We start from the raw sequence: 14082 nt of genomic DNA on the forward strand, positions 1-14082 counted from the left end.
GGGCGGGCCGGGTCCCCCGTCGGCTCCGTCCCACCGGGGCGTGCGGGGTTCCGGTACCTCGCCGGGCCCGTCGGACGTCCGTCGGGCGCGGCGGGGACGCATCGGCCCGCGGGGTCAGCCCCTCGCGTGCTGGTGGAGGCTGGCTGCCAGGAGGTGGGAGTCGAGCAGGGAGACGTCGGCCGTCCTGTCCGCCCGTGCGAAGCCGGCCAGCATCCGCTTGGTCAGGACGAGCGCTTCGGGCGAGCGCCGGACCAGGGGCCTGGTCCAGGAATCGATCACCTTGTCCAGTTGGCCGAGCGGGGAGGTCCGGTGGAGCAGACCGATGCGGTGCGCCGTGTCGGCGTCGAAGACGTCGCAGGTGAGCATGAGCTCGCGGATCCGGGAGGTGCCGGCCTCGGAGACCAGGCGTCCCATCGCCCCGCCCCACGCCGGCGGCAGCCCTATGCCGACCTCCGGCATCCGAAAGCGGCTGGTGTCGGCGCCGGCGCGCAGATCGCAGAAGGAGGCGAGCGCGAGCCCGGCGCCGATGACCCGTCCGTGCAACCGGGCGATGGTGACCGCGTGGGTGTTCTCCAGGGCCTGGCACAGGCGCTGCGCCTTGTCGGCGATGCGCCGCAGGCCGACGCCGGAGGGATCGGCGGTCAGGGCCTCCTGGTACTCGTTGCGGTCGGCGCCCAGGCAGAAGTCCGTACCCAGTGACGAAAGCGTCAGGATCCGGACGTCGGGTCTCTCGTGGAGGTCGTCGAGCAGGGCGAGGAGGTCGTCGAGCACCGCGGCGTCCAACGTGTCCTCCTGCCCCCAGGGGTTGAGGCGGACGTGCAGGACGGGGCCGTCCTGCTCGACGCGTATCGCCTTGGGAGCGGACCGGGCGTACGAGGGGACGTACGAAGGGGGGTACGTGGGGACGGGGACGGAGGTGGGGACGGGGACGGGGGTGGAGACGGGGACGGGGGAGGGGGCCGGTTCGGTCATGCGAGTGCTACGTCCAGGTTCAGCAGGCGCCGGAAGGCCACGCGGGGCGCCATCGACGGGGGGCGTACGAGGGTGAGGCGGGGAAGGCGCCGGATCAGTTGCCGCAGGAGGGTCTGGGCTTCGAGACGGGCCAGTGGCGCGCCGAGGCAGTAGTGGATGCCGCCACTGAACGCGAGGTGGTCGGCCGAGCGCGCGGGGTCGAACCGGTCCGGGTCGCCGTGTCTGGCCGGGTCCCGGTGCGCCGCTCCGATCATGAGGTGGACCATCTCGTCGCGGCGGATCTCGATGCCTCCCAGCACGGAGTCCTGCGAGGCGACCCTGCTGATCACGTGGGTGGGCGGGTCGTAGCGGAGGGTCTCCTCCACGAAGCCGGGTACGAGGCCCGGGTTGTCGGCGACCACGTCCCAGCGTTCCGGGCTCTCGACGAGCCGGAGCGTCATCGTCGACAGGAGGGTCGCGGTGGTTTCCAGCGCCGCCAGCAGGACGAACAACACCAGGTAGTAGACCGCCTCGTCGGCCTTGTCCCGGTCGGGCTCGATCGCGTCCCACGTCCGGATCCACCGGGTGACGGGATCCTCACCGGGCCGGGAGCGCCGCTCGCGCACCAGGTCCATGAAATAGGTGCGCAGCTCCGCCGTGGCCGCGTCGGACAGGGCCAGCTGGCTGGCCGACGGCAGCAGCTCCTGCGTGAAGACCTGGTCGTGCGTCAAGTGCCGCAGCCTCGGCCAGTCGGCCCGCGGCAGTCCCAGCCAGTCACCTATGGTGGCCACCGGCAGCTCCTCGCAGACAAGCTCCGAGAAGTCCGCCTCGCCGGTGCGTATTCGCTCCGTGAAGGCGTCGAGGAGCTGATCCGTGGTCCGGCTCACGTTGCGGCCGATGTGCTCCACCGTGGATCGGTCGAACGTGCCCGCCGCCCGCCGCACCCGGGTGTGGTCCGGGGCGTTGAGCGCGGCGAGGGTGTTGCTCATCTCGCGGGAGGAGGGCGCGTTCCAGCGTGTACCGGGGCCCTGCCGCTCCCGCCACTGTCTGTCGGGCTCCAGCCATTGACGGCTGCGCAGGACCTGGTCGCAGGCGGCGAAGCCCGTCACGGCGAAGCCGCCCCAGGGGGCGGGCACCACGTCGCCCCGCGCGAGGAGTTCCGCGTATATCGGGAAGGGGTCGGCCTGCCCTCTGGCCGTCCGCAGACGGGAGAAGAGGGAGGCGGACGCCCGGCGGTCGTACGACGGAGTTGTGGCAACCCCCATGATGGCGGCTCCTTTCTGAGGACCAGCCGCCATGCATACCCATGTGATCGTTAGGGCATCCACTACCACTGGGTACTCAGGAGGTTACGAGAATCACACTTGCCTCACTCACCCCTGGTCCATGCCAGGAAGCGGCTGAACAGGCCGCCCTTGGCCTGCGACGCGCCACCGGCGCCCGTGTGCGAGGGTCCGGGGTGGGAGGGGGAGGAGGCGGCCGTCTGCTGCTGGGGCACCTGGCCCGCGTTCGACCCGGCCGGTCCGGAAGATCCGGCGGACCCGGGGGCTCCGGCGGCCCCGGGGGACCCGGCCGACCGGGCCGCCTGGGGAACGGTGCGCGGGGTGAAGCGGATCGGGAGGGTGACCAGCGTGCGGCTCCACGGGCTCGGCGCCCAGGTGAGCGCCTTGAACGGGACCCGCAGCTCGACGTCGAGAAGCTGGTTGAGCAGGGCCTCGACGGCGGTCACGGCGATCATGAAGGCCGGGTCCTTGGCGGGGCAGGCGTGCGGGCCCGCTCCGAACGCCAGGTGTGCCTTGGCGCTGAGCTGTTCGCGGTGTTCGGTCAGCTTCGGGTCGGTGTTGGCCGCGGCGAACGAGATGAGGACCGGGTCGTTGGCCCGGACGAGCCTGCCGCCGAGCTCGACGTCGTGCGTCGGGTAGTGCGCGGCGTAGTTGGCGATCGGCGCGTAGTTCCAGAGGGTCTGGGAGACCGCGTCCTCGACCGGGAGGCCGACCTGCCAGTCCTCTCCGAGGTACAGGGCGCTACTGGTGCCGATGGCCGCGGCCAGCGGGGCGGTGCCGCCGGAGAGCAGGGTGACCAGCTGGTGCAGCACCTCCTCGTCGCTCAGCTGCGCCGGGTGCTCCATCAGGCGCGTCGTCAGGTCGGCCGTCGGGCGGCGCCGCTTGAGGGCGATCAGTTCGGTGAGCGCCCCGCCCAGCACCTCGTCGGCCCCTGGCGTTCCCTCGAAGATGCCGCTGATGCCGGCGATCACGCGGTCGCCGATCTCGGGCGGGCAGCCGAACAGCTCGCTGAAGACCAGCAGGGGCAGCGGCTGGGCGTACTCGGCCATCAGCTCCGCCTGGCCGCGGATGTCGGTACTGAACTGGCTGATCAGGTAGTTGGCGGACTGCTGCGTCTGCCTGATGAGCTGGTGCTCGTTGACCGTGGCGAGGCTGTCGGTAACGGCCCGCCGCAGGCGCGCATGGGCCGCACCGTCGCTGAAGAGCGCGTTGGGGCGGTAGCCCATCATGGGCAGTGCCGGGCTGTCGGCCGGGACGCGCCCCTCGTTGAGGGCGTTCCAGCGGCGGGAGTCGCGCACGAAGGAGGCGGGGTTCTGCAGCACGTACAGAGCGGCGTCGTAGCTGGTGACGAGCTCGGCCTGGACGTCGGGGGCGATGTCCACGGGCGCGCTGTGACCGAAGGGGCGCAGCTGTGCGTAGTGCTTGTCGGGGTCGGCTCCGAACGAGGGCCCGTACATCTGGACGTTCCCGTGCGCGGGGCAGCCGGGGGGTATCTCCTGCGGGTCACGAGGCTGTTGCATTCCTGCGCTCCTAGCCGAGTTGGGACATGAGGTGTTTCACGAGGGTGATGAGGGCCCGCGCCGAGGAGTTCTCGTCCCGTACGTCGCACTCCACGACCGGGGTCTCGGCGGTGAGGTTCAGGGCCTCGCGCACCTCTTCGAGCGGGTAGTCCGTGGTGCCCTCGAAGTGGTTCACGGCGATGGCGTACGTCAGACCGAAGCGTTCGACGAGGTCCAGAACGGGGAAGGACTCGTGCAGCCGCTCCGGGTCGACCAGGACCAGCGCGCCCAGGGCGCCCCGGGAGAGCTCCTCCCACATCTCCTTGAAGCGCTCCTGGCCGGGCGTCCCGAAGAGGTAGAGCACCAGGGTGTCGCTCAGGGTGAGCCGGCCGAAGTCCATGGCGACGGTGGTGGTCTTCTTGTCGGGGGTGCCCGACAGGTCATCGAAACCAAGGCTGGCCTCGGTGATCTCCTCCTCGGTCCGCAGGGGCTCGATCTCGGAGAGACTGCCGATACAGGTGGTCTTGCCGACCCCGAAATGCCCCACTACGAGGACCTTCACCGCGTGGGAGACGTCTGGATCCAGGTACACGCGTTACGCTCCGAATCGATTCTTCAGGCCCTCGAGCACGGCGCTGACCAGTTCTCTGTCGACACGTTCGGCGCGCGGTATCGGGCTCCTCGCGAGGATGAGACTGTCCTCCTCCAACTGCGCCAGCAGGATGCGGACGATGCCCAGGGGCAGGTGCGTGTGCCCTGCCACCTCGGCCACGGACAGGAAGCCGTCCGCGACCAGGTCCATGACCTGACCCGCCTCCGGGGACAGCGTGCGCGCCGCGACCCGACCGTGCTCTGCCGCCACGGCCGCCGTCACGAGCGTCGTGTGCTCGTACTCGTGGTCCGGGGGCAGTGCTCGTCCGTTCGTGATCACGAAGAGGGGGACTAACGGAGACGTCAGTTCCAGCTCTTCGTCGTGCTCGGGCCCGTCAGGCACGGCCTGTCCCCTTCCCCGATGTCGCCGCCGCGGTCAGTCTGGGAACCACCTCGTGCAGACGCGTGGTGAACTCTTCGATGTCGCAGTCGTGTGCCGCGGCCGCCGCCAGCAAGGCATCGGGGCCGGCCGCCATCAGGAAGATCCAGCCGTGCTGGAACTCGATGACCGTCTGACGCCACAGGGCGTCCTCGTGCACCCCCGCGAACTGGGAGGTGACCCGGCTGTAGGCGTGGATGCCCGTCATGGCCGCGGAGATCGTGTCCGCGAGGTCGCGGCTCATCCCGTTGGTCGCCCCGCGGGGGAGGCCGTCCGATCCCAGCAGCACCGCGTGGCGGGCGCCCTTGACCTCGGACACCACCTGGTCGAGCTCGCCGAGGACGAATCCCGCGTCACCGTAGCCCTGCTGCCGCACGCCGCCGCCCCGCGCACCTCCGGCGTCCTCGGCGCTCACCCTCGGCGGCGAGGTGAGGTTCTTGCCCAGGCGGGCGACGAGACGGTGCATGCGGAAGGAGATCTGCTGCATGTCCACATCGGGCGCGGCCGCCGCGGCGAGGTACGAGCCCTGCCCGGCCCCGATCAGGAAGCTCCAGCCGTGGGAGAACTCGATGATGGTCTGGTTCCACTGCCGGTCCTCCTCCGGTCCGGCGAAGTGGGCCGTCGCCCGGCTGAGCGACTGCATCCCGGCCATGGCGGCGGAAATGGTGCGTACATCCTTCTCGGCCAGGCCTTCCGTCGCGCCGCGGGGAAGGCCGTCCGCGGACAGCAGGACGGCGTGCCGTGCACGGGGCACGTTGTGCACGATGTCCTCGAGCATCCACGACAGGTCTGCGGTCATGCCTCTTCGGGTCCTTCGAACGAGGTGGCGTCAAGGTCGCGGCCGGAGAGCGTGCCGCGCTGGAAGGCGCCCAGACTGCGCCCGGAGGCGCGGCCCGTGTCCCCCGGTGCCCGCGGCGCCGGCGGGGCGAAGCCGGGATCGGGGACGCTCGCGATGGGCGCCTGGCGTTCGCCGCGCTTGGGCAGACCGTGCATCGTGCGCGACGTCACGCTCTGGGGCCGGCTCTCGGGGGCCCGCCGGATCTCGCTGACCGGAGCCTCCGGGGCGGACGGTATCTCCTCCATGGTCCACAGCTCCTCGGGCAAGAGGACGACGGCCCTGACGCCGCCGTACCGGGAGACTCCGGTGACGTCCACCCTGAAGCCGTGCTGACGTGCGATCAGGCCGACGACCGGGAAACCGAACTTCGGCTGCGTCCCGAGCTGCGACAGCTGCGGAGCGACTTCTCCGGAGAGGAGCGCGGTCGCCCGCTGCCGGTCTTCGTCGTTCATGCTGACACCGGCGTCGTCGATGACGATGCACAGGTTGTTCTGGACGCGCTGGAACGTCACCTCGATCGGCGCGTCGTGCTGCGAGAAGCTGGCGGCGTTGTCGAGCAGCTCCGCCACGGCGAGGGCGACGGGCGCGACCGCGGAGGCCTTCAGGGCGAGACCGGTCTGCTGCATGATGGCGACACGGTGGAAGTTGCGGATCTGGCCCTGGGCGCTGCGCACCACGTCGTAGACGCTGGCGGGCCTGTTGCGGCGGCCGAGAGGCGCACCGCACATGACGGCGATGCCCTGAGCCTTGCGCGCCATCTGGGCGTTGGCGTGGTTGACGTCCAGCAGGTCGCTGAGCACGGTGTGTCCGCCGTACTTGCGCTGGATGCCGTCCAGGAGCGTCGTCTGTTCGGCCGCGAGGCTCTGCAGGAAGCTGGCGGCGGCCTTGAGGACGGCCTTGGTGTTCTCCTCCGCCGCTTCCTTGGCCTCGCGGAGCGTGGCGTCCTGCTCGTACCAGAACCGCTGCAGCTCGGCGCGCGCCGCCTGCAGTTGGCTGTCCGTCGCGAGGAGCTGGTGCCTCAGTTCGGCCTCGGTCTGCTCCTTCTTCGCCTCCAGCGCTCTGTTGCGGGCGACGAGTGCCACGACCGCGACGACGGCTATCGCCGCCACCGCAACCAGGCACCACACAAGTGCGTCTCGATTCATGGAAACCTTCCCGGCGCATGGGATGCGGACGGCTGCAGATACACCTCGCGAGGACCCGCAACACAGCTGATCGGCACGGTTCACCTGCTGTTACGCGGAGAGCATGCCGCCGATAGCGAATCAGCATCTGCGTCAAACGGAACAAGATCACAGATGCCGGGATATTATCATCGGATCTTCAGCTCCCCGGACGCCCGCCAAGGCGCTCCAGGCGCCCAACCCGGCTGTCAGAGCAGCGGGTTGACAGGGTCTTTCGACCTTGCGTCCACTTTCCGCCATTCCTCTCGTCAACGATCCGTCAATCAGGTCTTCACGAGAAGAGCGGCAATCCCTCACATCGGCCTGAGGCACCGTCAACCGGAACGGTCCTCTGCATGATCTAACGGGCTGGGGGCGGCGCCGAGTTCATGAGCGACGATGCGTGTGGGCGTTTGCCCCTGTTTGTGGTCATGTCTTGAGGCTCGTTCGTGGGATCCGCGGGGGAATCCGGCCCGGCCCGGCCCGCCCGGGGGCCGCCGGACCGGGGACCGCGGCACCCCGGACAGGTGCCGGCGTCGTCAGGCCCTTGCGGGACGGGGCTGCTCCAGCGCGGTGGCGACCACGTCCAGCAGGCGCTCCCACCACGCGATCGACCATGAGTGACGGGCCTCTTCGAGTCCGCTCAGGATGTCCGGCAGGGCGATGCCCAGTTCCGCCAGGGCGTCCAGATCCCGGGCGCACGGCGCCGGCACCCGGCTCGTCCCGTCCTGCTGGACGCGGCCGTGGTCGGCGATAGCCCAGAGCAGCTGCTCCGAGACGGCGCCGACCGTGTCCGGGGCGAACAGGCCGTCCGCGTAGTGGGTGTCCCGGTATCCGGAATCGCTCACCGCCAGGGCGGCCCACACGAGTTGCTGACGCCTGGCCCCCTGCCGTGCGCACGGCTTCCAGGACTCGCCCGCGTACGTCTCCCGGTGCCGCGCGAGGACGGTGTGGGCGACGGCCAGGGCCGTCCTGCCGCGCAGGGCCAGGGCCCGGTCCGTGCCGATGGCGGCGAGCAGCGGGTCCACCGCGCCGTCGACGGGGCTGACGTGGAACGACGCCACGGAGTGGATGCGGGACAGCGGGCGGCCCGCCTGCGAGGCCAGCGTCAGACCGGCGAGATGCGCGTCGGTGACCTGCTGGTAGCGCTCGGCCGAGAAGATCGAGGTCGCGTGCACGCCGATGCCCTCGGCCAGGCAGGCGGTGATCGCCCCCAGACCGGTGTCGGTGGCCGGGATCTTCACCAGCAGATTGGGCCGGTCGACCCTCCGCCACAGACTGCGGGCCGAGTCCACGGTCTCCTGGCGGCCGTGCGCGAGCCGCGGGTCCATGTCGACCGACACCAGCCCGGTGGTGCGGTGGCGGAGCAGGTGGGTCGGCATCAGTACGTCGCAGGCGCTCTGGATGTCACGCACCACGAGCTCCGACACGGCCCGGCCCGCGTCGGACTCATGAGAGGACAGGTCGCGCAGCTGTTCCGTGTAGAAGGAGCCCGTGGCCACCGCGTGGTGGAGCAGTTCCAGGTCCGTCGTGGCCCCCGACACCCGCCAGTCGCGGACCAGCGCGGCGAGGGCGTCGCTGCCCAGCAGGAAACGGCTGATCCCGTCGAGCCAGAAGGAGACGCCGCCCTCGTTCAGCTGCGCCAGCCGTACCGCCGTCATCGAGTTCCCCCCCGGGGGGCGGGGCGGCGGAAGGAGGAGGTCCGCACGACGGGCGGTTCGGTAGGTTGTAGCGGCGCGGTCACCGTTCGCTCAGTGCTCCTTTGGACGGGAGGTGAGGGGTTCGGAGTGCCCCCTACGACTTCATCCTGACCTTCGCCCACGGTGTGCAAGACCAGAAGGGCGCGGTCAGGACTTCGTCAAGTATGCGGTGATTTCGCGTCACTTCGACGTAGTTGGTGGCAGGGGACCTACGGTGCGCGCGGCGGCCGGGGGCCGCCCGCCCCTCCGGAGCCGCGGCCCGGGGCGGGGGCGCCGAGGGCCGCTTCCCGCTGCTGCCGCAGGACCCCCCGTGCCCGCAGGAGCCGCAGCGCGAGCTGCACCTCCACCGCGCGCTCGCCCTTCTGCCAGCCGGGACCGAGCAGGCCCGTGACCCGCTCGATCCGACGGGCCACCGTGTTGGCGTGGATGTACAGGGCCTCGGCCGCGTGGGTGGGGCTCTGACCGGCGGCGAAGTACGCCTCCACGGTGCCGATCAGGTCGGCCCCCCGCTCGGCGTCCTGCTCCAGCAGGGGGCCGATGGCCGAGGCGACGAATCCGTCCACGTCGCGGTCGTCGGAGAGCAGCAGTCCGAGGAAGCCGAGGTCGGCCATGGACGCGGCAGTGCCCGATTCCCCCAGGACGGTCAGGGCGTCGAGGGAGCGCTGCGCCTCGAGGTGCAGCCTGGACACCGAGGAGAGTCCGGTGGCGGGTCCGGCGGCGCCGACCGTGGGGGGCTGGGCCATGGAGGGCGACAGCTCGTCGGACACCGCGCGCGCGGCGGCCGAGGCGTCGGAGCCCGGCAGCAGCAGCACGATCCGGCCGTCGCGCACCGTCTTGAGCCCCCGGCACCGGTGGCTGTACGAGGAAGCCCACACGACGGCCTTGCCGTGCTCGCCGCCCTCGGGCCGGACCACCACGATGACGTAGGGCTCCTCCAGGTTCACGTGGAGCCGCTGGGCGCGCGAGGCCAGCCGGTGGGGCGCCCGCAGCGGCACGGCGAGGAGTTCGTCGAAGAACTCGTCACGGACCGGGCCGGCCGCGACCGCCGTGCTGCGCTGGATCACCAGCAGCATGGCCACGGCCTGCCCGGTGAAGCGGAGGAACCGCCGGGCGTCGGCGTCGAGCTCGCCGTCGCAGCGCAGGACGACGATGCCCAGGTTCTCGGCTCCGGCGCTGACCGGCGACGCCCAGCGGCCGGGGGAGAGGAGGATGGGGCCGCCCGCGGCCTGCGCTTCCAGTACGGCCCGGTCCGTCACCGCCTCCCCGAGCCCGTCCACGTCGCCGGCCGAGGCCAGGATCTGCCCGTAGGCGTCGCTCACCACCAGCCCCGCGCCCAGCGTCCGGGCCGCCGCACCCGCGAGCTGCGGGAGGTCGCTCCCGTCGAGGACCATCGAGGTGAGCCGCGACTGGGCGTCCCCCAGGTCGGTCAGGCGCGCCACGGTGACGCGGGAGCGCGCGCCGAGGGACTCCAGCTCGGCGATCTGCGTCCGGGTGCGGTCGAGGAGTTCGACCTTCTCTAAGGCGACCGAGGCGAAGTCCGCGAGCGAACGCATCACGCTGATCTCGTCCGGCGTGAAGTGGCGCACCACCCGGTTCGCCCCGTAGAGCACACCGATGATGTCGCTCTCGCGGTGGATGGGAACCGCCATGATCGCGGAGAGTCCCTCCGCCCGGACGACGTCGTCGACCTCGGACCAGTGCGGGATGCGGTCGTCGTTGAGGTAGTCGGTGCTCCAGAACGGTGCGCCCGAGGTGAGGACCAGGTCGCTCAGGCCGCGCTTCTTGCGCACCACGAGACCCACGTTGAGCGCCGTCGTGTCGCCGTCCGAGCTGTGGACGTAGGAGTTGTCGTCGGCGTCGCGCAGGCTGATGTAGGCCATGTCGAAGCCGAGCAGCCTGCGGGCCCGGCTGGTGACGACCTTCAGAAGGGCGTCGGGACTGGAGGGGACCGTCATGTCGTGGACGGTGTTCACGAGTCCCGTCATGAACGTCTCCCGGCGCCGGCCCTGGCTCACCGATGCCTGGACGTCGAGCGCCAGGTGTGTCGCCCGCTGGAGCTCGGACATCTGGTCGGGTGACAGGGACTGCTGCTGAGCGCTCCGGAGCATTTCGTGGAACCGGGACGGGGGGGAATCCTGTGCCAACAGTTCCAGAACGGCAAGCGCCGGGACACTGATGGGCTCCTCGCCCTTCACTCTCGCTTCCCCCCCAAGACCGCCGACAGCCGGGCGGCTTGAACCTATGTGGCGTCCCGGAGCAGGTCAAGCGGCTTACCCAGGGTTCACGGTACGACGTGTGGCTGCAACATCACCCGACGGCGACGCTGTGTTGCGGCGCCACCTTCTGCCGGTCCGCAGACTCGGCAACGATCACCGGAGGGGGCGGCAACGGGTCTCTTCCGGGGTGGCGGTGCGCGTCGTGCGACGTGCAGCGGGAATGAGGGGCGGGATGTCGGCGATCAAGAACTACGAGCGCTCTCTGGAAAGGAGCAGGGCCTCCTTGCACCATGGGGAGAGGCCGCGGACCTTCACCCTGGCGGGCGCCGAATGGCACCTCCTGGAAGGAGTGTTCGCCCCGCCCTTCTCCGCCTCGACCGGCATGGCCATGGAACTGCTCGGCCTCGCCGGACCGGACCCGGCGCCGTGGAAGGGCTCGTTCCTCGAGGTGGGATCCGGCACCGGCGTCATCGCCGTGTCCGCCGCGCTGGCCGGCTGCGACCGGGTCACCGCCCTCGACATCAGCGAGCAGGCGGTGCGCAACACCGCCATGAACGCGGCACGCCACGACGTGGCGGACCGCGTGCACGCCGTGCACAGCGACCTGTTCGACGCACTCGCGCCGGAAGACCGCCACGACACCGTCTACTGGCATTCGAACTTCGTCCTGGCCCCACCGGAGTACCGCTACGCCTCGGTGCACGAGCGCGCCTACGTCGACCCCGGATACCGGGCCCACCGGCGGTACCTCGCCGAGTGCCTGTCCTACGTGACGCCCGGTGGACGGGCCCTGCTCCAGTTCAGCGAGCGCGGCGACCTCGATACGCTGGAAACGATGGCCGCGGGGTGTGACCGCCGGGTGCGGGAGCTGCGCAGCGGAACGGTGCGGGAGGGCACGGACACCGTCGAGTACGCGCTGCTGGAGATCACCGACGCCGCGGCGGAGCGCCTCGGCGCACCGAACCCGCCGCCCCCGGCCACCGGGGCCCGCTGAGCCTGCCGCCTGCCGCCTGCCGCCTGCCGCCCCCCGATCCACGGCCCCCGATCCCCAGGGCCCGCCGCCCCGGCCACCGGGGGTTCCCCCGGGGCCCGCCCCGCCTCACCGCCGAGGTCCACCGAGCCGATCGCCGTACCCGGGCGATCGCCATCCCCCATGCGAGAGAACAACCGTGCGGACTCTGCTGATAGACAACTACGACTCCTTCACCTTCAACCTGCACCACTACCTGGCCCGGGTCAACGGAACCGAACCGGTGGTGATCCGGAACGACGATCCCCGGTGGGACCCGGCGATGCTCGCCGAGTTCGACAACGTCGTCCTGTCGCCCGGCCCCGGACACCCCGGCCGCTCGGCCGACTTCGGCATCTGCCGGGAGGTCATCGAGCACGGCGAACTGCCGGTCCTCGGCATCTGCCTCGGTCACCAGGGACTGGCGCTGGCACACGGCGGCACCGTCTCCCGGGCCCCGGAACCCCGGCACGGCCGCACCTCGACGGTGCGGCACACGGGCGCCGGCCTGTTCCGCGGGCTGCCCCCGTCCTTCGACGTGGTGCGCTACCACTCGCTCGTCGTCACGGACCTGCCGGAGGACATGGAGGCGGTCGCCTGGACGGAGGACGGCATCCTGATGGGCCACCGGCACCGGAGCCGGCCGCAGTGGGGAGTGCAGTTCCACCCCGAGTCGATACTCACCCAGTACGGACATGAACTGCTCCTGAATTTCCGTGAGTTGACCGAGGAGTGGCAGGCCGGACGCTCCGCACGGCGGCGCCCCGCGCCGCTCACGGCCGTCGAAGCCGCCCCGCGTGCCGACGCCCCCGCACTCGCACCGGCCCCCGCCCCCGCCCCCGCACCCGAGGCCGACGCCGCGCCGGAACCCCGCCGTCTGAGGGTGCTGAGCTCCCGGTTGCCGACCCGCTGGGAGGACGAGGTCGTCCACCAAAGGCTCTTCGGGGCCGCCGAGAACGCCTTCTGGCTCGACAGCAGCCGGCCCGACGCGGAGGCCGGCCGGTTCTCCGTGATGGGAGCCGCCGACGGGCCGCTCGCACGCGTGGCGAAGGCCGACGTGTGGAGCCGTACGGTCACGGTCACCTCGGCCGGGGGAATGGAGATCGTCTCGGGCGAGTTCCTCGACTGGCTCGACCGCGACCTGCGCGGCATGAGCACCGAACTTCCCCAGCTGCCCTTCTCCTTCACCCTGGGCTGGGTCGGCTACCTCGGATACGAACTGAAGGCGGAGTGCGGCGGCGAACCGGTGCACCAGGTGGAGGACGCCGACGCCGCCATGGTGTTCGCCGACCGTGCCGTGGTCCTGGACCACCTCACCGGTCTCACGTACCTTCTGGCCCTGGTGGAGGACGACGAGGAGGACGCCGCCCGCGCCTGGCTGACCGCCACCGCGGCGGAGCTGGAGTCGCTCGCGGGCGTACCCGTCGAAGAGGAGCCCCGGTCGGCGCCGGCCGCCGCCGGGATCCGGCTGCGCCACGAGCGCGACAGCTATCTGCGCCTGATCGACGCGTGCCAGGAGGAGATCGCCGCCGGGGAGACCTACGAGATCTGCCTGACGAACCTGGCCGTGGCGGACGGCCCCGTCGACCCGTGGGAGGGCTACCGCGCGCTGCGCCGTTTCAGCCCCACGCCCTACGCCGCGCTGCTGCGCTTCGGCGAGATGTCCGTGCTGAGCACGTCCCCCGAGCGGTTCCTGCGGCTGAGCGCGGAGGGAGTCGCCGAGTCCATGCCGATCAAGGGCACCCGCCCGCGCGGGACCACCGCGCTGGAGGACGCCGAGATCGTCGAGGGGCTGCGGACGAGCGAGAAGGACCGGGCCGAGAACCTGATGATCGTCGACCTGGTGCGCAACGACCTCGGCCGGCACGCCGAGACCGGCTCCGTCGAGGTCAGAGGGCTCTTCGAGGTGGAGACGTACGCCACCGTCCATCAACTGGTCAGTACCGTCCGGGCCAGGCTGCGCGGCGACCGCAGCGCCGTGGACCTCGTGCGGGCCGCCTTCCCCGCCGGCTCCATGACGGGCGCGCCGAAGATCCGCACCATGCAGATCATCGACCGGCTGGAGGCCGGCCCCCGCGGCGTCTACTCGGGGGCCATCGGCTACTTCTCGCTGTCCGGCGCCGTCGACCTCAGCGTGGCGATCCGCACGGCGGTGATCACGCCCGGGCGCGTCCGCTACGGCGTGGGCGGCGCGGTCGTGGCGCTGTCGGACGCGGAAGGCGAGTTCGAGGAGACCGCGGTCAAGGCGGCCCCGCTGCTGATGCTCACCGGGGCCGAGTTCCCGGGCCGGCGCGGTACGGACGCGGTGCGCGGCTGAGCGGACGCGGTGCACGGCTGGAGCGGACGCGCCCGCGGGGCACCCGTTCCGCCGCGCCCCCGGTGGTCCCGGCACC

At 71.3% G+C, this 14082-nt stretch carries 11 protein-coding genes; 2 read left to right on the forward strand and 9 right to left on the reverse strand.

What is annotated here, in order from left to right:
- Positions 1 to 114: 114 nt before the first annotated feature.
- The 9 genes from ABZY44_RS21460 to ABZY44_RS21500 all read right to left on the reverse strand — a co-directional run bounded on the left by ABZY44_RS21460 (position 115) and on the right by ABZY44_RS21500 (position 10572).
- Positions 115 to 972: an enoyl-CoA hydratase/isomerase family protein gene (locus ABZY44_RS21460; protein ID WP_356656122.1), complete on the reverse strand. Its 858-nt coding sequence runs from the start codon at positions 970 to 972 to the stop codon at positions 115 to 117.
- Positions 969 to 2216 (reverse strand): cytochrome P450, encoded by a 1248-nt coding sequence (locus ABZY44_RS21465; RefSeq protein ID WP_356656124.1) that lies wholly within the window; start codon positions 2214 to 2216, stop codon positions 969 to 971. Before ABZY44_RS21465 ends, ABZY44_RS21460 begins: the two co-directional genes overlap by 4 nt.
- Before the next feature lie 104 nt (positions 2217 to 2320).
- Complete coding sequence (locus ABZY44_RS21470) at positions 2321 to 3754, reverse strand: cytochrome P450 (RefSeq protein ID WP_356656126.1); 1434 nt, start codon at positions 3752 to 3754, stop codon at positions 2321 to 2323.
- A 10-nt stretch (positions 3755 to 3764) separates the two neighbouring features.
- A complete protein-coding gene (locus tag ABZY44_RS21475; protein ID WP_356656128.1) occupies positions 3765 to 4325 on the reverse strand; it encodes an ATP/GTP-binding protein in 561 nt (186 codons plus the stop codon).
- A gap of 3 nt (positions 4326 to 4328) precedes the next feature.
- Positions 4329 to 4727 (reverse strand): DUF742 domain-containing protein, encoded by a 399-nt coding sequence (locus tag ABZY44_RS21480; RefSeq protein ID WP_356656130.1) that lies wholly within the window; start codon positions 4725 to 4727, stop codon positions 4329 to 4331.
- Complete coding sequence (locus ABZY44_RS21485) at positions 4720 to 5562, reverse strand: roadblock/LC7 domain-containing protein (RefSeq protein ID WP_356656132.1); 843 nt, start codon at positions 5560 to 5562, stop codon at positions 4720 to 4722. The genes ABZY44_RS21480 and ABZY44_RS21485 overlap by 8 nt, the downstream gene beginning before the upstream one ends.
- Positions 5559 to 6746, reverse strand: coding sequence for an ATP-binding protein (locus ABZY44_RS21490; RefSeq protein WP_356656134.1), 1188 nt, complete (start codon positions 6744 to 6746; stop codon positions 5559 to 5561). The genes ABZY44_RS21485 and ABZY44_RS21490 overlap by 4 nt, the downstream gene beginning before the upstream one ends.
- Before the next feature lie 557 nt (positions 6747 to 7303).
- Positions 7304 to 8425 (reverse strand): transaldolase, encoded by a 1122-nt coding sequence (gene tal, locus ABZY44_RS21495; RefSeq protein WP_356656136.1) that lies wholly within the window; start codon positions 8423 to 8425, stop codon positions 7304 to 7306.
- A 248-nt stretch (positions 8426 to 8673) separates the two neighbouring features.
- A complete protein-coding gene (locus tag ABZY44_RS21500) occupies positions 8674 to 10572 on the reverse strand; it encodes a GAF domain-containing protein (protein WP_356656137.1) in 1899 nt (632 codons plus the stop codon).
- Between the two features lie 340 nt (positions 10573 to 10912).
- Between ABZY44_RS21500 and ABZY44_RS21505 the strand changes: the two genes are divergently transcribed.
- Both ABZY44_RS21505 and pabB read left to right on the forward strand, forming a co-directional pair.
- Positions 10913 to 11674 (forward strand): methyltransferase domain-containing protein, encoded by a 762-nt coding sequence (locus tag ABZY44_RS21505; protein ID WP_356656139.1) that lies wholly within the window; start codon positions 10913 to 10915, stop codon positions 11672 to 11674.
- A 175-nt stretch (positions 11675 to 11849) separates the two neighbouring features.
- Positions 11850 to 14006, forward strand: a complete 2157-nt coding sequence (gene pabB / locus ABZY44_RS21510) for an aminodeoxychorismate synthase component I (protein ID WP_356656141.1) — start codon at positions 11850 to 11852, stop codon at positions 14004 to 14006.
- Positions 14007 to 14082 lie beyond the last annotated feature (76 nt).

This window comes from Streptomyces sp. NPDC006544 (genome assembly GCF_040611715.1).
Classification (GTDB): domain Bacteria; phylum Actinomycetota; class Actinomycetes; order Streptomycetales; family Streptomycetaceae; genus Streptomyces.